Annotated in this window: 23 protein-coding genes and 1 pseudogene; 9 read left to right on the top strand and 15 right to left on the bottom strand. The window is 59.0% G+C overall.

Annotated features, from left to right (window positions below; genetic code table 11):
• Positions 1-3: 3 nt before the first annotated feature.
• The 5 genes from artP to artJ all read left to right on the top strand — a co-directional run bounded on the left by artP (position 4) and on the right by artJ (position 3,787).
• Positions 4-732, top strand: coding sequence for an arginine ABC transporter ATP-binding protein ArtP (gene artP, locus AC1M2H_RS18780; protein WP_426815317.1), 729 nt, complete (start codon positions 4-6; stop codon positions 730-732).
• Positions 733-752: 20 nt separating this feature from the next.
• Entirely contained in the window at positions 753-1,484 is a 732-nt protein-coding gene (gene artI / locus AC1M2H_RS18785; protein WP_480148562.1) for an arginine ABC transporter substrate-binding protein ArtI, read from the top strand.
• Positions 1,485-1,490: 6 nt separating this feature from the next.
• Complete coding sequence (gene artQ / locus AC1M2H_RS18790; protein WP_480148563.1) at positions 1,491-2,207, top strand: arginine ABC transporter permease ArtQ; 717 nt, start codon at positions 1,491-1,493, stop codon at positions 2,205-2,207.
• Entirely contained in the window at positions 2,207-2,875 is a 669-nt protein-coding gene (artM, locus tag AC1M2H_RS18795; RefSeq protein ID WP_480148564.1) for an arginine ABC transporter permease ArtM, read from the top strand. The genes artQ and artM overlap by 1 nt, the downstream gene beginning before the upstream one ends.
• Positions 2,876-3,055: 180 nt before the next feature.
• A complete protein-coding gene (gene artJ / locus AC1M2H_RS18800; RefSeq protein WP_480148565.1) occupies positions 3,056-3,787 on the top strand; it encodes an arginine ABC transporter substrate-binding protein ArtJ in 732 nt (243 codons plus the stop codon).
• 54 nt (positions 3,788-3,841) lie between these two features.
• Here artJ and AC1M2H_RS18805 read toward each other — a convergent pair whose 3' ends face one another.
• From AC1M2H_RS18805 to AC1M2H_RS18860, 12 genes and pseudogenes are all read right to left on the bottom strand, one after another.
• Entirely contained in the window at positions 3,842-5,299 is a 1,458-nt protein-coding gene (locus AC1M2H_RS18805; protein WP_480148566.1) for a sensor histidine kinase, read from the bottom strand.
• The gene (locus AC1M2H_RS18810) at positions 5,296-6,012 is read right to left on the bottom strand and encodes a response regulator transcription factor (protein WP_480148567.1); all 717 of its coding nucleotides are present in this window, start codon (positions 6,010-6,012) and stop codon (positions 5,296-5,298) included. Before AC1M2H_RS18810 ends, AC1M2H_RS18805 begins: the two co-directional genes overlap by 4 nt.
• 77 nt (positions 6,013-6,089) lie before the next feature.
• A complete protein-coding gene (rlmC, locus tag AC1M2H_RS18815; protein ID WP_480148568.1) occupies positions 6,090-7,220 on the bottom strand; it encodes a 23S rRNA (uracil(747)-C(5))-methyltransferase RlmC in 1,131 nt (376 codons plus the stop codon).
• A 42-nt stretch (positions 7,221-7,262) separates the two neighbouring features.
• Positions 7,263-7,752, bottom strand: a pseudogene (locus AC1M2H_RS18820) (YbjO family protein).
• Positions 7,753-7,812: 60 nt separating this feature from the next.
• Positions 7,813-8,658 (bottom strand): putrescine ABC transporter permease PotI, encoded by an 846-nt coding sequence (potI, locus tag AC1M2H_RS18825; RefSeq protein ID WP_480148569.1) that lies wholly within the window; start codon positions 8,656-8,658, stop codon positions 7,813-7,815.
• Entirely contained in the window at positions 8,655-9,608 is a 954-nt protein-coding gene (gene potH / locus AC1M2H_RS18830; RefSeq protein ID WP_480148570.1) for a putrescine ABC transporter permease PotH, read from the bottom strand. The genes potI and potH overlap by 4 nt, the downstream gene beginning before the upstream one ends.
• A 10-nt stretch (positions 9,609-9,618) precedes the next feature.
• The gene (potG, locus tag AC1M2H_RS18835; RefSeq protein WP_480148571.1) at positions 9,619-10,752 is read right to left on the bottom strand and encodes a putrescine ABC transporter ATP-binding subunit PotG; all 1,134 of its coding nucleotides are present in this window, start codon (positions 10,750-10,752) and stop codon (positions 9,619-9,621) included.
• A gap of 163 nt (positions 10,753-10,915) precedes the next feature.
• Positions 10,916-12,028, bottom strand: coding sequence for a spermidine/putrescine ABC transporter substrate-binding protein PotF (gene potF, locus AC1M2H_RS18840; protein WP_480148572.1), 1,113 nt, complete (start codon positions 12,026-12,028; stop codon positions 10,916-10,918).
• Positions 12,029-12,375: 347 nt separating this feature from the next.
• Positions 12,376-12,858: a type III secretion system chaperone family protein gene (locus AC1M2H_RS18845; protein WP_480148573.1), complete on the bottom strand. Its 483-nt coding sequence runs from the start codon at positions 12,856-12,858 to the stop codon at positions 12,376-12,378.
• Between the two features lie 88 nt (positions 12,859-12,946).
• A complete protein-coding gene (rimK, locus tag AC1M2H_RS18850; RefSeq protein ID WP_480148574.1) occupies positions 12,947-13,849 on the bottom strand; it encodes a 30S ribosomal protein S6--L-glutamate ligase in 903 nt (300 codons plus the stop codon).
• A gap of 116 nt (positions 13,850-13,965) precedes the next feature.
• Positions 13,966-14,688, bottom strand: coding sequence for a nitroreductase NfsA (gene nfsA, locus AC1M2H_RS18855; RefSeq protein ID WP_480148575.1), 723 nt, complete (start codon positions 14,686-14,688; stop codon positions 13,966-13,968).
• Positions 14,672-14,962, bottom strand: coding sequence for a YbjC family protein (locus AC1M2H_RS18860; protein ID WP_480148576.1), 291 nt, complete (start codon positions 14,960-14,962; stop codon positions 14,672-14,674). Before AC1M2H_RS18860 ends, nfsA begins: the two co-directional genes overlap by 17 nt.
• Before the next feature lie 206 nt (positions 14,963-15,168).
• Here AC1M2H_RS18860 and AC1M2H_RS18865 point away from each other — a divergent pair, with 206 nt between their 5' ends.
• A complete protein-coding gene (locus tag AC1M2H_RS18865) occupies positions 15,169-15,432 on the top strand; it encodes a GrxA family glutaredoxin (protein ID WP_004859945.1) in 264 nt (87 codons plus the stop codon).
• A gap of 6 nt (positions 15,433-15,438) precedes the next feature.
• Here the strand turns inward: AC1M2H_RS18865 and ybjM are convergent, their stop codons facing one another.
• Positions 15,439-15,822: an inner membrane protein YbjM gene (ybjM, locus tag AC1M2H_RS18870; protein WP_480148577.1), complete on the bottom strand. Its 384-nt coding sequence runs from the start codon at positions 15,820-15,822 to the stop codon at positions 15,439-15,441.
• A gap of 269 nt (positions 15,823-16,091) precedes the next feature.
• Between ybjM and AC1M2H_RS18875 the strand changes: the two genes are divergently transcribed.
• On the top strand, positions 16,092-17,777 hold the full coding sequence (locus AC1M2H_RS18875) for an aspartate:alanine antiporter (RefSeq protein ID WP_480148578.1): 1,686 nt from the start codon (positions 16,092-16,094) through the stop codon (positions 17,775-17,777).
• Between the two features lie 255 nt (positions 17,778-18,032).
• On the opposite strand, the gene AC1M2H_RS18880 is transcribed toward AC1M2H_RS18875, so the two are convergent.
• Complete coding sequence (locus AC1M2H_RS18880; protein ID WP_480148579.1) at positions 18,033-18,578, bottom strand: TetR/AcrR family transcriptional regulator; 546 nt, start codon at positions 18,576-18,578, stop codon at positions 18,033-18,035.
• Positions 18,579-18,729: 151 nt separating this feature from the next.
• Between AC1M2H_RS18880 and AC1M2H_RS18885 the strand changes: the two genes are divergently transcribed.
• Entirely contained in the window at positions 18,730-19,932 is a 1,203-nt protein-coding gene (locus tag AC1M2H_RS18885; protein ID WP_480148580.1) for an MFS transporter, read from the top strand.
• Positions 19,932-20,744 (top strand): Cof-type HAD-IIB family hydrolase, encoded by an 813-nt coding sequence (locus tag AC1M2H_RS18890; RefSeq protein WP_480148581.1) that lies wholly within the window; start codon positions 19,932-19,934, stop codon positions 20,742-20,744. The genes AC1M2H_RS18885 and AC1M2H_RS18890 overlap by 1 nt, the downstream gene beginning before the upstream one ends.
• Before the next feature lie 49 nt (positions 20,745-20,793).
• Here AC1M2H_RS18890 and AC1M2H_RS18895 read toward each other — a convergent pair whose 3' ends face one another.
• Positions 20,794-22,029 (bottom strand): MdfA family multidrug efflux MFS transporter, encoded by a 1,236-nt coding sequence (locus tag AC1M2H_RS18895; protein WP_480148582.1) that lies wholly within the window; start codon positions 22,027-22,029, stop codon positions 20,794-20,796.
• Positions 22,030-22,129: the final 100 nt, after the last annotated feature.

The raw sequence follows: 22,129 nt of genomic DNA on the forward strand, positions 1-22,129 counted from the left end.
CAGATGAGTATTAAACTAAACGGCATTAACTGCTTCTACGGCGCGCACCAGGCGCTGTTCGACATCACGCTGGATTGCCCGCAGGGGGAGACGCTGGTACTGCTCGGCCCGAGCGGCGCCGGGAAAAGCTCGCTGCTTCGCGTACTCAACCTGCTGGAGATGCCGCGTTCCGGTACGTTACATATCGCCGGTAACCACTTCGACTTTACCAAAGCGCCGTCTGACAAAGCCATCCGTGAGCTGCGCCAGAACGTCGGTATGGTTTTCCAGCAGTACAATCTGTGGCCGCACCTGACCGTGCAGCAAAACCTGATTGAAGCCCCCTGCCGCGTGCTGGGTCTCAGCAAAGAGAGTGCTCTGGACCGCGCCGGGAAGCTGCTGGAACGTTTACGCCTGAAACCCTACAGCGACCGCTATCCTCTGCACCTCTCCGGCGGCCAGCAGCAGCGCGTCGCCATTGCGCGCGCGCTGATGATGGAGCCGCAGGTGCTGCTGTTTGATGAGCCAACGGCGGCGCTCGATCCGGAAATTACCGCCCAGATCGTCAGCATTATCCGCGAGCTGGCGGGCACCGGCATTACGCAGGTCATCGTTACCCACGAAGTGGAAGTGGCGCGTAAAACGGCCAGCCGCGTGGTGTATATGGAAAATGGCCATATCGTTGAACAAGGGAATGCGGATTGCTTCGCGCATCCGCAGACCGACGCGTTTAAAAACTATCTTTCACATTGATGTTTTTCGGGGAAATGATGATGAAAAAAGTACTGATTGCCGCGATTCTGGCCAGCATGAGCCTTTCTGCTACCGCAGCCCAGACCATCCGTTTTGCCACCGAGGCGTCCTATCCTCCGTTTGAAACGACCGACGCCAACAACAAAATCGTCGGTTTTGACGTCGATCTGGCGAACGCTCTGTGTAAAGAGATCGACGCCACCTGCACCTTTACCAACCAGGCTTTCGATAGCCTGATCCCGGGCCTGAAATTCCGCCGCTTCGACGCGGTAATGGCCGGGATGGACATTACCCCCGAGCGCGAAAAGCAGGTGCTGTTCACCACGCCTTACTATGAAAACTCCGCGCTGTTCGTCGGCCAGCAGGGCAAGTTCACCAGCATCGAACAGCTGAAGGGCAAAAAGGTCGGCGTCCAGAACGGGACCACCCATCAGAAGTTTATTAACGACAAGCATCCGGAAATCACCACCGTTCCGTACGACAGCTACCAGAACGCCAAGCTGGATCTGCAAAACGGGCGCATCGATGCCGTCTTTGGCGACAACGCCGTGGTCACCGAATGGCTGAAGAGCAATCCGAAGCTGGCGGCGGTGGGCGATAAGGTGACGGATAAAGACTACTTCGGTACCGGCCTTGGCATTGCGCTTCGTCAGGGCAATACCGAGCTGCAGCAGAAATTTAACGCTGCGCTGGAAAAAGTGAAGAAAGATGGGACTTACCAGACCATCTATAGCAAATGGTTTCAGAAGTAACCCTCAATGAACGAACTTTTTCCATTAGCAAGCGCCGCCGGGATGACCGTCGGCCTTGCCGTTTGCGCGCTGATTATCGGCCTCGCCCTGGCGATGCTGTTTGCCGTGCTGGAGTCGGTCAAATGGCGCCCGCTGGCGTGGCTGACCACCGGCGTGGTGACGATTCTGCGCGGGCTGCCGGAAATTCTGGTGGTCCTGTTTATCTATTTCGGCTCTTCGCAGCTGCTGCTCACGCTCTCTGACGGCTTCACCATCAACCTCGGCTTTGCGCAGATCCCGGTGCAGATGCAGATTGACAACTTCGACGTCAGCCCGTTCCTGTGCGGCGCGGTGGCGCTCTCTCTGCTGTACGCCGTCTACGCCTCGCAGACCCTGCGCGGCGCGCTGAAAGCGGTGCCGCAGGGACAGTGGGAGTCAGGCCAGGCGCTGGGGCTGTCGAAAAGCGCGATTTTCTTCCGCCTGGTGATGCCGCAAATGTGGCGCCACGCCCTTCCGGGGCTCGGCAACCAGTGGCTGGTGCTGCTAAAAGATACCGCCCTGGTCAGCTTAATCAGCGTTAACGATCTGATGCTGCAAACCAAGAGCATTGCCACCCGCACCCAGGAGCCGTTTAACTGGTACATCATCGCGGCGGCAATCTACCTGGTTATCACTCTGCTCAGTCAGTACATTCTCAAACGTATTGACCAGCGTGCGACGCGCTTCGAACGGAGGCCCGGCTGATGCTCGACTACTTACCAGAACTGCTCAAAGGGCTGCATACCAGCCTGACGCTGACGGCGGCCTCGATCGTCGTCGCGCTGATTCTGTCGCTGATCTTTACCATCATCCTGACGCTGAAAACGCCGGGGCTGGTATGGATTGTGCGCGGGTACATTACGCTCTTTACCGGTACGCCGCTGCTGGTGCAGATCTTCCTGATTTACTACGGCCCGGGGCAGTTTCCGTCGCTGCAGGAGTACCCGTTCCTGTGGCATCTGATTTCTGAGCCGTGGCTGTGCGCCCTGATCGCCCTGTCGCTCAACAGCGCTGCCTATACCACCCAGCTGTTTTACGGCGCGATCCGCGCCATTCCGGAAGGCCAGTGGCAATCCTGCGGCGCGCTGGGGATGAGCAAGAAGGACACGCTGGCGATTCTGCTGCCGTATGCCTTTAAGCGCGCCCTCTCCTCCTACTCCAACGAAGTGGTGCTGGTCTTCAAAAGTACTTCGCTGGCTTATACCATCACGCTGATGGAGGTGATGGGCCACAGCCAGCTGCTGTACGGACGGACCTACGACGTTATGGTCTTCGGCGCGGCCGGTATCGTCTACCTGATCGTCAACGGCCTGCTGACGCTGCTAATGCGTCTGGTGGAGCACCGAGCGCTGGCGTTTGAGCGTCGCAGCTGACGTTGATAAATGCATAATTAGTAAATAGCAGGACGGGTAAGGATGATGACTTACCCGTCTTTTTTACATCAATAAAAATACTTATACATATTTATTGAATATAAATTCATTTAATGGCATTGTGAAATCCGGCCGCAAGCACGGCACAACATCATAAGATTGACCGACGGGAGTTCGACGATGAAAAAGTTAGTTCTGGCTGCACTGCTTTCCACTTTCGCATTTGGCGCCGTTGGCGCAGAAAAAATCAGCTTTGGCGTTTCCGCGACCTATCCACCGTTTGAGTCCATGGATGCCAATAATCAGATCGTTGGCTTCGATCTCGACCTGGCGAAAGCGCTGTGCCAGCAGATGCAGGCGGAGTGCACCTTTACCAACCATGCCTTCGACAGCCTGATCCCAGCGCTAAAATTTAAAAAATATGATGCGGTGATTTCCGGCATGGACATTACCCCGGAGCGCAGCAAGCAGGTGTCGTTCACCGAACCGTACTACGCCAACTCGGCGCTGGTTATCGCCAAAAAAGATGCCTTCCACTCATTTGCCGATCTGAAAGGCAAACGTATCGGCATGGAAAACGGCACGACTCATCAGAAATACCTGCAGGATAAGCATCCGGAAGTGAAAACCGTCGCCTATGACAGCTACCAGAATGCGTTTATCGACCTGAAAAACGGCCGTATTGATGGCGTATTTGGCGACACCGCGGTGGTCAACGAGTGGCTGAAAACCAACCCACAGCTGGGCGCCGCCACGCCGAAAGTGACCGATGCGCAGTACTTCGGTACCGGCCTTGGGATCGCGGTGCGTCCGGATAACAAAGCGCTGCTGGAGAAGCTGAACGGCGCCCTGAAGGCGATTAAAGCCGACGGCACCTATCAGAAAATCAGCAGCCAGTGGTTCCCTGAGTAAGCGCAGGACCTTCCCGGCCCCGGGCGTGAGCCGAGGCGGGCGGCCGGGAGAACCTTACAGCGGCAGGGTAAAGCGGAAGCTGGCCCCTGTCGCGGCCTCCTGCAGACGAATATCGCCGCCGTGCAGCTGCAGCATGCGGCGCACGATCATCAGCCCTAATCCCCCCGTAGACTCCCGGCGCTGGCCCGGCTCAAGCACCGAAGGACGTTCAAACAGGGTTGCCCGCAGCTCGCTGGCGACGCCGGGGCCGCTGTCCGCCACCTCAACCACAATCTGCGACGCCTGCTGGCTCGCGGTCAGGCGAATCAGCCCTCCTTCCGGCGTATGGCGAATAGCGTTATCGAGTAAATTCGTCAGCACCCGCTCCATCATCGAGAGATCGGCCACCACCGGCGGCAATCCCTCGGCCAGCGACAGCTGTAAACCGATGCCGCGGGTGGCAATGGTCAAATCGAACTTCTGCGCGACGTCCTGAACCAGCTCGGCGAAGATAAACTTCTCCGGCTGCGGCTTGATGCCGCCGTGTTCCAGCCGGGCCAGCTCAAACAGCTGCTGCGACAAATGGCGAACCTTATTGCCCTGGCGCAGGGCGATATTCAGATACTGCTGGCGATCCTCGGCGTTGAGCCGGTCGGCCTTCAGCGTCAGCGTCTCCAGATAGCCCAGCAGCGAGGTCAGCGGCGTGCGCAGATCGTGGGAGATATTAGCGATAAACTCGCGCCGCTGGCGGTCGCTATCGGCCAGCCGATCCCACTGGTCGGCAATCTGCCGGGATAGCTCAATAAAGCGATTATGCAGAATCGCCACCTCATTCCCGGGATGCGGGTCGGGCGCCTGCGCCGCCATGGCTTTGATCGCCACCATGCTGTCCGGGCCGGAGATCGCCACCTGGGCGGTCAGCTGCCGCACCGGCCGCGTGACCCAGAACCACGCCAGCCCTCCCGCCAGCAGGCCAAACAGGGCCACCAGCAGCAGGCTCCACAGCGTCTTCTGCCAGGCGGTTGCCGCCAGTTCGTTAAAGGTTTCTCCCTGCAGGACAATGTAGAGATAGCCGCGCAGCTGGCCCTCGAGGCGCAACGGCGCGGCGCTAAAGACTTTCTGCTGTCCGAGGCTGCGGGGATCGTCGCCGTAGATCGGCCACGCGGCGCCGGAGAGGAACGCCTGTACCGGCGTCAGATCGATGCGCTGGCGTTTGATATGGCCCGGCGGCGCGGCATCGGCTAACAGCTCGCCATCGGGGGAGACCAGATAGAGCTCAACGCTGGGGTTGAATACCATCAGCCGATCGAACAGCGGCTTCAGCGCCTGGCGATCGACCCGCCCCTGCGCATCCAGCAGCGGCTCGCGGGCGACAATCTGCTGCGCCAGCCCGGCGGAAAGGCGTTGCACCATCGCGTTACCGTACTGCGCGCTGGTATAGAGCTGAACGAGGCACACCGCCGCCGCGCACAGCAGCAGCAGCGAGGTGAAGACCAACGCCAGGCGCTGGCTCAGGCTGAGACGACGCATCATTGCCCCACCTCTTTGCGCTCCACGGCAAACTTATAGCCCTTCCCCCACACGGTGAGGATAATTTCAGGCTCCGTCGGCTCGCGCTCGATTTTGCTGCGCAGGCGGTTGATATGGGTATTGACCGTATGCTCATAGCCTTCGTGCTGATAGCCCCAGACGCTGTCGAGCAGGGCCAGACGGGAAAAGACCTCTCCCGGATGGCGGGCGAAGTAGTACAGCAGATCGAACTCGCGCGGGGTCAAATCGACCGGTTCGCCGCGCAGCCTGACCTCGCGCGACAGCGGGTCGATATTGAGGCCGTGGCAGGCGATGCGCCCGGCATCGTTCAGCAGATTGAGCCCCATCGCCTCCTGGCGGCGGAACACCGCTTTGACGCGGGCAATAAGCTCCAGAACGGAGAAGGGTTTGGCCAGATAATCATCCGCCCCCATCTCCAGCCCCTGCACGCGCTGGATTTCGCTGGATCGGGCGCTGATGATGATCACCGGCAGATAGCGGGTCATCTGGCGGATGTGCCGGCAGATCTCCAGCCCGTCAACGTTCGGCAGCATCAGGTCGAGGATCACCGCATCCCAGGGGCTTTTTTCCAGCAGCGCCAGGGCCTGCGCGCCGTCCGCTACGTGGACAATCTGATACCCCTCGTCCTGCAAATTCAGGCGCAGCAAGGCAGCAATATCATCGTCATCTTCAACTAACAGGATTTTCTTCGCCACCGGTGCCGCTCCGCTAATATCATGCTCTTATTGCAAAGCTTACCCGATTTTGGCCGGCAGAAGAGTTCACATTTTGTTTAAACTTCGCGGACCAGCAGCGTCAGCACTTCATAGTGCGCGGTGTGAGGGAACATATCGAACAGCTGCACCCGCTCGGCGCGATAGCCCGCCAGTTGAGCGATATCTTTGGCCATCGTGCGGGCGTTGCAGCTGGAGTAGATAATATAGGGCGGAGCCATGCGGCTTAAGTAGTCGCACAGCTCGCTGCCAATTCCGCGGCGCGGCGGGTTCACCAGCACCAGCTGCGGAATTTCGCCCTCGCCGGTGGCAAAACGGGTGGAGTCCAGCGCCTGGAAGCGGAGGTTGCTGAGGCCCAGCTCGGCGGCGGATTGCCGCGCGCAGACAATAGCTTCTGGCGCAATCTCGATGCCGGTGAGCCGCATCTGCGGGGTGGCGCAGTGCAGGCCGAAACCGCCGACGCCGCAGAACAGATCCCACATGTGATCCACCTGGAGCTGGCGCACCCACTCCCGGGCGGTGGCGTACAGCCGGCTGGCGACCGCGGGGTTGGTTTGAAAGAAGCTTTGCGGGCGGATCCACAGCGGTACGTCGTTAAAGCGCTCCGCCAGCGCCTGCTGCGGGGTGAGGAAAATCTCCTGCTCTCCTTCCATAATCGCCATATGCACCGGCTGAATATTGGCGGTAATCACCTTCAGCTGCGGCAGCTGCGCCTGCAGCCACGGCAGCGCGGCGCGCAGCTGGGCGAGCTTTGTCCCGGAGCGCAGCACGAAGCGCAGCATCATGCCGCCGTCGAGCCGGCTTTCGGTGAGCAGCAGATACTTCAGCTCCCCGCGCCGGCGGGCCACCTGATAAGGGGTGAGGCCGGCGCGGGCGATAAACGGCTTCAGCAGCGCGAAGACCGGCGCAAAGCTTGCCGGGTAGAGCGGACAATCGGTGAGGTCTTCAGGGTTGCCATCGCGGTGCAGCATGCCGAGCAGCGGGCGCTCGACGCTGCCGCTGACCACCATTTTGGCCTTATTGCGAAAGCCGGTTCCCGGACCGGAGACCGGTTCGCACCACGTCGTCACCGGACGTTCTGCCAGCAGCGACCGCAGATCGGCCATTTTATCGGCGAGCTGTTGTTCCAACGGCAGTTCCAGCCACTGACAGGAGCGACAGCGGCCCGCGTCATAGAGTGCGCAGTGCATAAAAAGACCTTCCAAAAATCAGGGGCGGGGATTGTATCACCGTTATTGCAGTCGGAAAAAGCGTCGGCTCGATGCCGGGACAAACAGCAGCAGCAGCACCAGCAGGTCGGGCAGCTTCTGCAGCACCAGCGAACGGAAAATTTCCCGCTTCGATTCGCCGGCAATGCTAAACAGTTCCGGGTAGCCGTAGCCCAGCGAAGCGGCCCACAGATAGCCGCTGACGATAATTTGCGCCAGCAGATAGATCCAGCGCGCCCGGTTTTGCCCTTTGACCAGGGAGAACGCGCACCAGATTTCAATAAACACCAGCAGCAGGCTGGCGCAGAAGACTAGCGTCAGGGGCCACGTCTGCACGCTACGATGGATAAACTCACCGATCCCCCGCACGCCAAGCTGATTGAGGATCATCAGCAGGTCGAGGGCGCGGATTAAAATAATGGCGAACGCCGCCACCTGCACCAGCGCAGGGACGTTCAGGCGAGCATGAGAGGAGCGAGTTTTTGTAAACAATCCCAACGGTTAAGTCTTCCATGAAAACGGCGTCGCGCATTCGCGACGCCGGCACCAGGTCTTGCTATCGATTTTAGGGGCTTCAGCCGCGTCTTGCACGCTGGATATCGCGTACTCGCTGCTTTTCTGCGCGGGCCATCAAATACCAGGCGATAAAACCAACAATCCCGACCACCCCGAGGATAAGCGTCGCCAGGGCGTTGATTTCCGGATTGACGCCCATGCGCACGCTGGAGAAAACCAGCATCGGCAGCGTGGTGGCGCCAGGGCCGGAAACGAAGCTGGCAATCACCAGATCGTCCAGCGACAGGGTGAAGGCCAGCAGCCAGCCGGAAATCACCGCCGGCATGATCATCGGCAGCGTGATGATGAAAAACACCTTCAGCGGCGCGGCGCCGAGATCCATCGCCGCCTCCTCGATGGAGTGATCCAGCTCGCGCAGCCGCGACGAAATCACCACCGCGACGTAGGCGGTACAGAAGGTCACGTGCGCCAGCCAGATGGTCAGCATCCCGCGATCCGACGGCCAGCCAATCGCGTGTCCCAGCGCCACAAAGAGCAGCAGCAGCGACAGCCCGGTGATCACGTCCGGCATCACCAGCGGCGCGGTGATCATAAACGCAAAGCCGCTCGACCCGCGAAAGCGGCCAAAGCGCACCAGCACCACCGCGGCAATCGTGCCGAGGATCGCCGCCGCCGTTGCCGCACAGGTGGCGATAGTCAGGCTCAGGCCCACGGCGCTCATCATCGCATCGTCGTGGAACAGCTCGCTGTACCAGCGCGTCGACCAGCCGGCCCACACCGTCACCAGCTTCGAGCCGTTGAACGAGTAGATCACCAGCATCAGCATCGGCGCGTACAGGAAGGTAAATCCAATCACGAGGATTAAAATTCGCCACGGCGAGCGCACTACCGGCAAATCATTCATCCGTGTTCCCCTATCTGTTTTTGCTGATGCTTGTGGAACCACATAATCGGTACGATCAGCAGCAGCAGCATCACAATGGCCACCGCCGACGCCACCGGCCAGTCGCGGTTGTTAAAGAACTCCTGCCACAGCACCCGGCCGATCATGATGCTATCCGGACCGCCGAGCAGCTCCGGGATCACGAACTCGCCCACCGCCGGAATAAATACCAGCATCGAACCGGCGATAATCCCGCCTTTGGTCAACGGCACGATCACCTGGAAGAAGGTTTTCAGCGGACGAGCGCCCAGATCCAGCGAGGCCTCCACCAGCGAGTAGTCGATGCGCGTCAACGCGGTATAAATGGGCAGTACCATAAACGGCAGGTAGGCGTAAACGATGCCGATATAGACCGCCAGGTTGGTGTGCAGAATCTCCAGCGGCTGGTCAATGACCCCCAGCCACAGCAGAAAGTTATTCAGCACGCCGTTGCTTTTCAGCAGCCCCATCCACGCGTATACGCGGATTAAGAACGAGGTCCACGACGGCAGAATCACCAGCAGCAGCAGGATATTGCGCGTTGACGGCTTGCTGTGCGCCACCGCCCACGCCAGCGGGTAGCCCAGCAGCAGGCAGCAGAAGGTTGAGATCCCCGCCACCTGCAGCGACTGCAGATAGGCCTCAAAGTAGAGCGGATCGTCGGTTAGCTGCAGGAAGTTCGCCAGATTGAGGGTGACCGTCAACTGACCGTCGGCCCACTCCAGCAGATCGGTATAGGGCGGTATAGCCCGCGCCATCTCCGCGAGGCTGATTTTAAAGACGATCAGGAACGGCAACAGAAACAGCAGCGTCATCCACAGATACGGCAGCGCAATCACCAGCTTGCGGCCGTGGGCCATTTGCAGGCGCGTCAGCCACGGCGTCGCGGCGTCCGGCTTTTTCGCCCCTGTCGGTGGTTCTAATATACTCATCGCCCTCTCCTTACACCGTCAGAACGACGCAGCTGTCCGCGTCCCAGCATAAACGGACTTCATCACCCCAGGTTGGCGCGCCTTTGCGATGACGATGTTCGTTCTGCAGCTGGGCGCTGAGCATCTGCCCGCTTTGCAGCCGCACGTGATAGATAGACAGATCGCCGAGGTAGGCAATGTGGATTACTTCTCCGACGGCAAAGTTGTAGCCATCCGCCGGCGGCTCGTCGCAGAGCATGATCTTCTCCGGACGCAGGGCCACCCACACCGGCACGTTATCGACGACGGAAGCATCAGGGTCAACCTTGAGCGGATGCACCAGCCCCGGCGACTTCAGCACCAGGCCGTCCTCCAGCCGCTCCTGCACCAGCCCTTCGAAGACGTTGACCGAGCCGATAAACTCCGCGCTGTAGCGGGTCGTCGGGTGCTCGTAGATCTCCTCCGGTTCGCCGATTTGCACGAACTTACCGCGATTCATGATCGCGATACGCCCGGCCATAGTCATCGCCTCTTCCTGATCGTGGGTCACCATCACGCAGGTCGCCCCCACGCGCTCGAGGATGTCCACCACCTCCAGCTGCATTCGGTCGCGCAGCTTTTTATCCAGCGCGCCCATCGGCTCGTCAAGCAGCAGCAGCTTCGGCCTTTTTGCCAGGCTGCGGGCCAGGGCCACGCGCTGGCGCTGGCCGCCGGATAGCTGGTGCGGCTTGCGTTTGGCAAACTCCTGCATATGCACCAGCGCCAGCATCTCCTGCACCCGGCCGGTGATTTCGGCCTTCGGCAGCTTGTCCTGCTTCAGGCCAAAGGCGATGTTCTGCTCCACCGTCATGTGGGGGAACAGGGCGTAGGACTGAAACATCATGTTGATCGGCCGCTGGTACGGCGGGACCCGCGACAGGTCGACGCCATCCAGCATAATCTGCCCGGCGGTCGGCTGTTCAAAGCCTGCCAGCATGCGCAGCAGCGTTGACTTCCCGCAGCCGGACGCGCCCAGCAGGGCGAAGATTTCGCCTTTATAAATAGTGAGATTGACGTCATCAACGGCGTGCTGCCCGTCGAACGATTTGGTCAGATTACGGATTTCCAGCAGCGGGGTCAGCGCTTTGGGGGCTTTCATTTGTGGGCGGGAAATTGGGTCATTCACTTAAGCGCTCTCCGGCAAAAACTCACCACCGTATGGCCCGGTTGCCATACATCATTCTTTATCGTGCAGCCGCACCATCCTGGTGCGTTTTTTTAACCGGACATACTGCAATATTCCGGCTATTCAGCACCTGTTCAGGCCCGGCGAACCGGGCCATCAGGTTTTATTTCCCGCTTTTTACCTTCGTCCACGCGCGGGTGCGCACGCGGTCGATCTTCGGATCCTGCACCTTCAGGGTGAACAGTTTGGCGAACACGTCGGCCGGCGGATAAATCGCCGGGTTGCTGCGGATAGCCTCGCTGACCAGCGGCGTTGAGGCCTTGTTGCCGTTGGCGTAGTAGACCTGATCGCTGATCTTAGCGATAACCTCAGGGCGCATCAGATAGTTGAGGAACTGATAGGCCTCATCTTTATTCTTCGCGTCCGCCGGCATCGCGAAGACGTCAAAGAACGCCATCGCCCCCTCTTTCGGAATAAAGTAGGAGACGTTGACGCCATTCTTCGCCTCTTTGGCGCGGTTTGCCGCCTGCCATACGTCGCCCGCCCAGCCAATCGCGACGCAGATATCGCCGTTGGCCAGGTCGTTGATGTACTGCGAGGAGTGGAAGTAGCGGATGTTCGGCCGCAGCTTGAGCAGCAGGTCCGTCGCCGGGCCGGTGTAGTCGTCGGCCTTGGTGCTGTTCGGGTCTTTGCCGAGGTAGTTGAGGACGGTGGCAAAAATCTCTTCCGGTGCGTCAAGGAAGGAGACGCCGCAGCTTTTCAGTTTTTCGAGGTTTTCCGGCTTCAGCACCAGATCCCAGCTATCCAGCGGCGCGTCTTTACCCAGGATGGCTTTCACTTTATCGACGTTATAGCCGATCCCGGTGGTTGCCCACAGATACGGCATCGCGTATTTGTTCTCCGGGTCGTGCTTCGCCACCAGCTTTAAGACGTCCGGGTCGAGATTCTTCCAGTTAGGCAGCTTGCTTTTGTCCAGCGGCTGGAACACGCCCGCCGCCAGCTGGCGCTCAAGGAAGCTGGCTGACGGTACCACCAGGTCAAAACCGGTGCTGCCCGCCATCAGTTTGCCTTCCAGCACTTCGTTGGAGTCAAAAACGTCGTACACCACTTTAATGCCGGTCTCTTTTTCAAAATCGGCCACCGTGTCCGGGGCAATATAGTCAGACCAGTTATACACGTGCAGGGTTTTCTGTTCAGCGGCGAGCGAACCGGCAGAGACGGCCATCAGCGCACCGGTAATCACACCTGTTAACCATTTTTTACCAAAGGCGGTCATATCTCTTATTCCTTCTCCATGCCCGTTAACCACGGACTTAATATACGCAATTATCCGCATGCAAAAATCATGCATATTTTTTCATTGTCTAAGAAAAGGAGAGAGGACCTCTCCCGGAATGGTTGCCCGCAACTGGAAGCAGCGTCAGAATAACTGTAGCCAGAATAAGAGGCTATAGCCCAGGTAAAATAACGCCTTTTATCAATTTTTTATGCAATATGGGTCTACGTGATAAGCCGAAAGCGGCAGAATGGCGGTGAAAAATTCTTTAACAGCGGGATAAAAGTAGAATAAAAGCGTGTAATACGCAGCCGCTCTGGCAGTGGCTGCGCTATTCATCGGCGGGGCTAGTGAAGAAAGTGGTGCTGAACCTCCTGCACCGCGAGATCCTCTTCCTCATCGGCTTTATACAGCAGCTGATTGGCCGCGGCTTCGAGGATAATCATCGAGATCTGCTCTTCGCCCAGGCGGAAGAACCAGCCGAACTGATCGACGGTAACGCCGACGCCAACCGGCAGCGCCTGACAAACCACCAGCTTGGGCAGATTATCGTCCTGGACATCGAGGAAGGCTTTGGCGGTCAGCGAACTGGCGTTAATCGCCGAGAGATCCGCGGCCAGCGCCAGCAGCGCGGACGGCTTCACTTCCGCCAGCGCGGAAAAGAGCACCACGTTATCCACCAGATCGAGCTTGGCGTCAAAAATGCCGTCGTAGTTCTGCATATGCGGCAGGTGCAATGCCTGGCAGGAATCACACTCAAAAAAGTTGATGCCTAATTCGTCGAGCCAGTGACGTAACGTATCAAGACCCGGAACGACCAGTGAATCCATATGACCTGTAACCTCTTGCTGTGGAAAAACGACGTCATAGCTTACGCAAAAAACGCGGCGCATACCATGAAAGTGTCATCAATGCGCGCTATCCGCCCATTTTCAGACAAAATTCCGGCGTCGCCTGGCGCTCAATCCACGCAATCATATGCCCGGCGATATCCACGCCGCTGGTGGTTTCAATCCCCTCAAGGCCCGGCGAGGCGTTAACCTCCATCACCAGCGGCCCGCGGTTGGCGCGCAGGATATCGACCCCGGCAACGTCCAGACCGAGCGTTTTCGCCGCCTTAATGGCGATCGCCCTCTCCTGCTCGCTAATCGTCGCCGCCGTTGCCACGCCGCCGCGGTGCAGGTTGGAGCGGAAATCCCCCTCTTTCGCCCGTCGCTCAATCGCCGCCACGACCTCATCCCCCACCACCAGGCAGCGAATATCCCGCCCTTTCGCCTCGGCGATATACTCCTGCACCAGAATGTGGGCGTTGAGCACGCGGAAGGCGTCAATCACGCTCTCCGCCGCCTGGCGGGTCTCTGCCAGCACCACGCCGATTCCCTGAGTGCCTTCGACCAGCTTGACCACCAGCGGCGCGCCGCCGACCATGGCGATCAGGTCGCTGGTGTCGTCCGGGGAGTGGGCAATACCGGTCAGCGGCAGGTCGATCCCCTGACGCGCCAGCAGCTGCAGCGAACGCAGCTTGTCGCGCGCGCGGGTAATGGCGACGGATTCATTCAGTGGATAGCTGCCCAGCAGCTCGAACTGGCGCAGCGCGGCGGTGCCGTAATAGGTAATGGCCGAGCCGATGCGCGGGATTACGGCATCGAAATGCGGCAGCTGGCGGCCTTTATAGTGAATCGATGAGGCCACCGGGCTGACGTTCATATAGCAGGAGAGCGGATCGAGGATCTCCACCTGATGGCCGCATTTGTGCGCGGCTTCCGTCAGGCGACGACATGAGTAGAGCGTCCCATCCCGGGATAATATGGCAATTTTCACCCTGTACCTCGGCAAAAAGGCCCGTTCAGACGGGCCGTTGATAGCTGACAAGTCTCAACATTCGCGCTGGCCTGGCGCAACGCCCGGATGCCAGTCCGGGTGCAGTTTACACGCAATCAGCGCGTTGCCCATCCCTGCTTGTGCAGATAGTCGAGAATAAACGGGCGGCTTTCTTTAATGATGGTGCGGCGGATATGATCGCTCCAGGTATCCCGGCGCGCGTTGCTGCTGCGCGACAGGTAGTACTGCGCCAGCTGCTCATCATACTGGGCCAGCGCGTCATCATCGAGCGGCTGATAGCCGTTTTCATGGACCAGCATCGCCGCCGGCATGCGCGGCTTGACGCCCGGATCATCGGCCGGCCAGCCGAGGCACATCCCAAACAGCGGCAGGACGTGCTGCGGCAGGCTCAGCAGTTCGGTCACCGCTTCAATGCTATTGCGAATGCCGCCGATATAGACGCCGCCAAGACCCAGCGACTCCGCGGCCACCAGCGCGTTCTGCGCCAGCATCGCGGTATCGACGGCGCCGAGCAGGAGCTGCTCCGCGAGGCCCAGCTGCGCATCCGGGCAAATTTGCAGCAGACGGTTAAAGTCGGCGCAGAATAGCCAAAACTCCGCCGCCTGCACGACGTGCTGCTGGCCGCCGCTCATCGCCGCCAGCTGCTCGCGCAGGCGCGGGTCGGTAATACGAATAATCGAAGTACACTGTAAAAAGCTGGAGCTGGAGGCTCCCTGCGCGCTGGCAATAATCGCCGCGCGCTGTTCGTCGCTAATAGGTTCGTCGGTAAAGTGACGAATGGAGCGGTGGCTACGCAGCAGCTCAATGGTCGGCGTCATCTCGTTTTTCTCTGTCAGACAATGAAGAAGATGTTTTTTTGCTTTCGGTTAGCTGGGGCGCAACGATCTTCGCCATCCGCCACACCAGCGCTATCGCGGCCGGGATCATCAGCAGCACGCCGACAAAAATCATTATCAGCGCCGCGGTTGGGCTGGCAAAAGGCGCCGGCAGCTGCAGGTACTGATTGAGCGAGAGCCAGGCCAGCGTCAGCAGCACGACGCCGACGATCTCTATCAGCAGAACGCTTTTGGGTAACGCCGCGGGCGATCGCATTGTTCTCCTCCGGTCCGTGGGCTTAGCGCGGCGCAGCAAAAAATCGTCGCGCAACGAGGTCAGTATAACGGTTCAAAAGCAAACCCATTTATCAAACATAGCCTTAAACCATCAAAGCAAAAGGCAGAACCTTCTTTTACTCGCCGGCAGAACCCGGCATCATAGCGCTCATTCGCCATCCGGCTGAGGTTTAAGGAGAGAAGTTAATGTTTACCGTAATTTTTGGTCGTCCAGGTTGCCCCTATTGCGTACGTGCCAAAGAGCTGGCAGAAAAGCTGACCAACGAGCGCGACGATTTTAACTACCGCTACGTTGATATTCACGCTGAGGGCATCAGCAAAAGCGATCTGGAAAAGACCGTAGGTAAACCGGTTGAAACCGTGCCGCAGATTTTCGTCGATCAGAAGCATATCGGCGGCTGCACCGACTTTGAAGCCTGGGCCAAAGAGAACCTCGGCCTGTTTGCCTGAGGCGGTTCATTGCTGCGATGAGTTGCTGCGTCTGGTATCGAGCCAGGCGCAGATAAACAGCAAGCACAGCGCGCCAAGCGCGCACCAGAATACCGCGCTAAACAACCACGCCAGCTCCTGCCAGAACGTCCGCTGAGTAACAAAAAAAATCCGCATCATCGCCAGGCAAACCGGCGCCGCCAGAATCGCGCCAACCAGCGGCTGTATTACCCTCTGCCCCGGAGAGAGACAGCTCGCCAGCGCGCCGGGCAGCAAAAAAAGCAGCAGCCCGAGCTCGGGGTTACCGCCAGCCCGCAGGGCGCCTCTCATATGCAGCAACAGCGATAAACAGACCACAATAAACAGAAAAAAACCGCAGACGGCACCCGTCCAGGCACGCTCAGCTTTCACCACATCCTCCTGATTTTGCCTCTAACCCACTTCCAATTAGCCCAGTCAGATAAAGCATTCCGGCAATCCATGCCAATAAAGGCTCCCGATGGCGTAAATACGATTGCGACTAGCCGCAGCATCCAGGAAGGATTAAACTGTCGGCTATATTTTTGCCGGTTATAACGGGATGCCAGAATAGGGTTCGGGACAACGCGAACACTGAAGCAACCTTAGACCAAATAACCATTTCCTTCAACAACTTACTAGTAAATGAGAAGTTGGTTTTCGTGAATATAAACGTCGCAGATTTGTTAAACGGGAATTACATCCTGTTATTATTCGTTGTCCTTGCACTCGGTCTTTGTCTCGGGAAACTGCGCCTCGGGTCAATACAACTTGGTAATTCCATTGGCGTTTTAGTTGTTTCCTTATTATTAGGCCAGCAGCATTTCAGTATTAACACTGATGCGCTGAATCTGGGCTTTATGTTGTTTATTTTTTGCGTCGGCGTCGAAGCCGGGCCCAACTTTTTTTCTATTTTTTTCCGCGACGGGAAAAACTATTTGATGCTCGCCCTGGTGATGGTCGGCAGCGCGATGCTGCTGGCCTTAGGGCTGGGTAAACTCTTCGGCTGGGATATCGGCCTGACCGCCGGGATGCTCGCCGGCGCCATGACCTCAACGCCGGTGCTGGTCGGCGCGGGCGATACGCTGCGCCACTTTGGCCTGCCTGCCGACCAGCTGGCGCTTTCGCTCGATCATCTGAGCCTCGGCTATGCCCTGACCTACCTGGTTGGCCTGGTCAGCCTGATCGTCGGCGCGCGCTATATGCCCAAGCTGCAGCATCAGGATCTGCAAACCAGCGCCCAGCAGATTGCCCGCGAGCGCGGGCTGGATACCGACTCTAAGCGTAAGGTCTATCTGCCGGTGATCCGCGCCTACCGCGTGGGTCCGGAGCTGGTAGCCTGGGCGGACGGTAAAAATCTGCGCGAGCTGGGGATCTACCGCCAGACCGGCTGCTATATCGAACGTATTCGCCGCAACGGTATTCTGGCTAACCCGGACGGCGATGCGGTGCTGCAAAAAGGGGATGATATCGCGCTGGTGGGCTATCCGGATGCCCACGCCCGCCTTGACCCCAGCTTTCGCAACGGCAAGGAGGTCTTCGACCGCGACCTGCTGGATATGCGCATCGTCACCGAAGAGATCGTGGTGAAAAACCACAATGCGGTGGGCCGCCGTCTCGCCCAGCTGAAGCTGACCGATCACGGCTGTTTCTTAAACCGCGTGATCCGCAGCCAGATTGAGATGCCCATCGACGATAACGTGGTGCTCAACAAAGGAGACGTGCTGCAGGTCAGCGGCGACGCGCGCCGGGTAAAAACCGTGGCGGACCGCATCGGCTTTATCTCCATCCACAGCCAGGTCACCGACCTGCTCGCCTTCTGCGCCTTTTTCATCGTCGGCCTGATGATCGGGATGATCACCTTCCAGTTCAGCTCGTTCAGCTTCGGCATCGGCAACGCCGCGGGGCTGCTGTTCGCCGGGATTATGCTCGGCTTCCTGCGGGCCAACCACCCGACTTTTGGCTATATCCCGCAGGGGGCGCTGAATATGGTGAAAGAGTTCGGCCTGATGGTCTTTATGGCCGGGGTCGGCCTGAGCGCCGGCGCCGGGATTGGCCACGGCCTCGGCGCCGTCGGCGGACAAATGCTGGCGGCGGGGCTGGTGGTTAGCCTGGTGCCGGTGGTTATCTGCTTCCTGTTCGGCGCCTACGTCCTGCGCATGAACCGCGCGATGCTGTTTGGCGCGATGATGGGGGCACGCACCTGCGCGCCGGCGATGGAGATTATCAGCGACACCGCGCGCAGCAACATTCCGGCGCTGGGCTATGCGGGGACCTACGCGATAGCCAACGTGCTGCTGACCCTCGCCGGGACGCTGATTGTCATCATCTGGCCGGGGCTTCAGTAAATTTTTGCGAAAAAAATGCGCATCGGCAGAACTTTTCTCACGGGCATCAGTCATAAGTAGTGCCACTGCTTTTCTTTGATGTCCCCATTTTGTGGAGCCCATCAACCCCGCCACTTAGGTTCAAGGTTGATGGGTTTTTTGTTGCCTGAATTTCCCCATCCTGAATCATTCCGCTCTCAGCCGCCCGTTTTACGCCGCAGGCGGCGCCTGGCATCATGTCGTTGATTGCCCATGATGAGAGTCATCCCCACCGCGCTACCCCTCCCCGGCCAGGCGGCCGACCATCAGGCGTATCGCCTCTTTTGACAGCGGCGCGCTGTCGGTCACGAAATGCAGGGTCATGCCTTCAATAAACGCGTCCAGCCCGCGGGCGGTTTGCGGCTCAAACCACTGCTCCAGCGTCTGCTGGCTGCGCCGCATCCAGCTCTGCATCACCGCCTTGAGCGCCGGCCGACTGCTGCAGAAGGCATACAGCTGATACATCAGCTCCATGTTGCGCGCGGTGGTCACCTGGGCACTAAAAATCAGATTGGCGATGGCGTCGCAGGCCTCATCGCGATTGCTCACTCCGGCAAAAAACTGCTGATACTGAGCGGACATCTCGGCGGTAAAAATGCAAAACGCCTCCTCAATCAGCGCATCTATACCGCTGAAATAGTAGGTCAGCGAACCCAGCGGGACTTCGGCGCAACAGGCAATCTTACGATGCGTAACCGCATGAATACCGTGGGCGGCAATCGTATCCAGGGTCGCGTTCAAAATGCGCTCCCGACGCTGGGGGTCGTTCGGTCGACGGGCCATATTCATCTCTTTCCATTGCGCCCCATTCACAGGCCATGATGGGAATAACGATAGCCAACTATTCACTAACCTGAAGGCCATCCGGTATATGTACAAATGTACACAAACTTGCTAGTGTTGTCTGCATCTTCTCTTTCACTGGCGTTTACGGATGACAGCGCAAAACTCCCGCAGAGCCCTCCAGCTTCGGCTATGGGCGCTATTTATGTTCTTCTTTATCCCCGGATTACTGATGGCCTCATGGGCCACGCGCACGCCGGCAATCCGCGATCTGCTGACGCTATCGACGGCGGAGATGGGCATCGTCCTGTTTGGCCTGTCGATTGGCTCCATGAGCGGCATTCTCTGCTCGGCGTGGCTGGTTAAACGCTTCGGCACCCGCAAGGTTATTCGCACCACTATGTCCTGCGCGGTGGTGGGCATGGCGGTGCTGAGCGTTGCGCTGTGGCTCACTTCGGCACCCCTGTTTGCCATCGGGCTGGCGATTTTCGGCGCCAGCTTCGGTTCGGCAGAGGTGGCGATTAACGTTGAAGGCGCCGCCGTCGAACGCGAAATGAATAAAACCGTGCTGCCGATGATGCACGGCTTCTACAGCTTCGGCACTCTGATTGGCGCAGGTATCGGCATGGCGGTTACCGGCTTTGGCCTGCCCGCGGCGCCGCACATTCTGCTGGCGGCGCTGGTGGCCATCGCGCCCATTGCGATCGCCATTCGCGCGATCCCCGACGGCACCGGGAAAAATGCCGCCGAGGCCGCTCAGCAGGGGGAGAAAGGCCTGCCGGTATGGCGCGACGTTCAGCTGCTGCTGATTGGCGTCGTGGTGCTGGCGATGGCGTTTGCCGAAGGCTCCGCCAACGACTGGCTGCCGCTGCTGATGGTGGACGGCCACGGCTTTAGCCCAACCTCCGGCTCCCTAATTTACGCCGGATTCACCCTCGGCATGACCGTTGGCCGCTTTACCGGCGGCTGGTTCATTGACCGCTACAGCCGGGTGACGGTGGTACGCGCCAGCGCGGTAATGGGCGCGCTGGGTATTGGTCTGATTATTTTTGTGGATAATCCGTGGGTCGCCGGGATCTCGGTGCTGCTCTGGGGACTCGGCGCGTCGCTCGGTTTCCCGCTGACCATTTCTGCCGCCAGCGACACCGGGCCGGACGCGCCGAAGCGCGTCAGCGTGGTGGCGATAACCGGCTACCTCGCCTTTCTCGTCGGGCCGCCGCTGCTGGGCTTCCTCGGCGAACATTTCGGCCTGCGCAGCGCCATGATGGCGGTGCTGGGGCTGGTCATGGTGGCGGCGCTGGTCGCCCGCGCGGTGGCAAAGCCGCAGCCTGAACCTGCAATGGAGAACAGCTAATGAGCATCAAACTGATTGCGGTAGATATGGACGGTACCTTTTTAAGCGATGCCAAAACCTATAATCGCCAGCGTTTCCTTAGCCAGTATCGGCGGATGCGCGAGCAGGATATCCGCTTTGTCGTCGCCAGCGGCAACCAGTACTACCAGCTGATTTCGTTTTTCCCTGAAGTGGCCAATGAGATTGCCTTCGTCGCCGAAAACGGCGGCTGGGTGGTCAACGCCGGCGATGACGTATTTAACTGCCGGATGCCGAAAGAGCACTTTCATGCGGTCATCGACTTTCTGCAGACGCTACCGGAAATTGAAATTATCGCCTGCGGTAAGCGCAGCGCCTATACGCTCAACCGATACAACGATGAGCTAAAAGCGGTCGCGGCGAAGTATTATCATCGCCTTGAGCTAGTGGATAACTTCAATAACCTCGACGACGCGATCCTGAAATTTGGCCTTAACGTGCCCGACAATCTGATCCCCGAGATGCAGCCAAAGCTGCATGCGGCGCTGGGCGGGATGGTCAACGCCGTCGCCACCGGCTACGGCAGTATCGATCTGATTATGCCCGGCGTACACAAGGCCAACGGCCTGCGCATCCTGCAGGAGCGCTGGGGGATTGAAAATCATCAGGTCGTCGCTTTTGGCGACAGCGGGAATGATATTGAAATGCTGCAGCACGCCGGCTTCGGCTATGCCATGGCCAACGCCGCCGCGCCGGTAAAAGCCGTCGCCGGCTACAGCGCGCCGCCTAACAATGAGGAAGGGGTGCTGCATATTATCGATAAGGTGCTGAATCGCGAAGCGCCGTTCGCCTGACGGGCTCCCGGGTGAGGCGCCGCGCCGCGCCCGGGATTATCAACATCATTTACTGCGCATCGTGGCCGCTGCCGACGCTTTTATCGTGCAGAAAATAGATAATCATCGCCAGCCACAGCGCGCCGCTTAGCAGATTAAACAGGCTGAATATCCCGCTGCCCCCCAGCTCATAGGCGTGTTTGCTGACCTCAATCCCGACGGTGAAGATCAGCATTTGCAGCATCCCCATCGCCGCCGACACCGTCCCTTTGCTCATGTCGCTGGCAAACAGCGTCAGGCGAACCAGGCCGGCGTTAGCCAGACCAATGCCGAAGGCGTAGACGCTCAGCCCGGCGGTCATCCACAGATAGGCGTGGGCCGACACCATCGTCGCCACCGCGGAGAGCAGCAGGCCAAACATAATCGGCCAGCCGCCGAGAATAATCAGCGAGCGCACCGTGCGTCGGGAGGTCAGCCGCGCCAGCACCAGATTACCGGCAATCAGCGCACCAAAGACCGGCACCTGCAGCAGGCCGTACTCATAGCTGGTCGCCTGTTCGCCGCTGATGATAATCACCGGCGACTGGGCAATCCATGCCAGCAGCGGCAGGCTGACAAAACCGGTGGCCAGCGCGCCGGCGACAAAACGCAGATTTTTCAGCACCAGGCCATAATCACGGCCCAGCTCTTTCATCGACAGCTTCTCGCCCATGCGGGTGGCGGTTTCCGGCATCGCCCGCTGCAGGCCGAAGAAGGCGACCGCCGCCAGTACGGCGAACAGTACGAACATCATCTCCCACGGCAGGATATGCACCCAGGCGGCGCCGACCAGCGGCCCGAGCAACGGCGCAATCAGCGCGACGTTAGCCATCAGGGCGGTGATTTTGATACACATCGCCTCGTCGAATGACTCCTGAATCGCCGCGTAGCCAACCGCTCCGATAAAGCACAGGCTGATGCCTTGCAAAAAGCGCAGCAGCGTGAACTGTTCGATGGATTGCGCCAGCAGCGTCGCCAGGCAGGTGACAATAAACCACACGACGCCGGTCAGCATCACCGGGCGGCGACCAATACGGTCCGATAGCGGGCCGAGCAGCCACTGTAAAAACATCCCGCCCGCGAGGTAGGCGGTCATGGAGGTTGGTACCCACTCATTGCCGACCTGAAACTCGGCGACCACCGAGAGCATGCCCGGCTGGATCATATCGTTGGCGATATAGGTGGAGAATTCGTATAAAACCAGGCACAGCGGGAAAAGCAGCGCCTGCCGTCCGAGGCGTTTGCCTGAAAGCGAATAATTCTGCATGAAGTCTCTTATTTAGAAAAAATCGCGCAAAGTTTAATGAAAGTCTTGTCGGGGAGATAGTGAATTGTGAGTGACAATTTAAAAAATAGCACAACCACTC

It is taken from the genome of Klebsiella sp. F11, assembly GCF_056712265.1.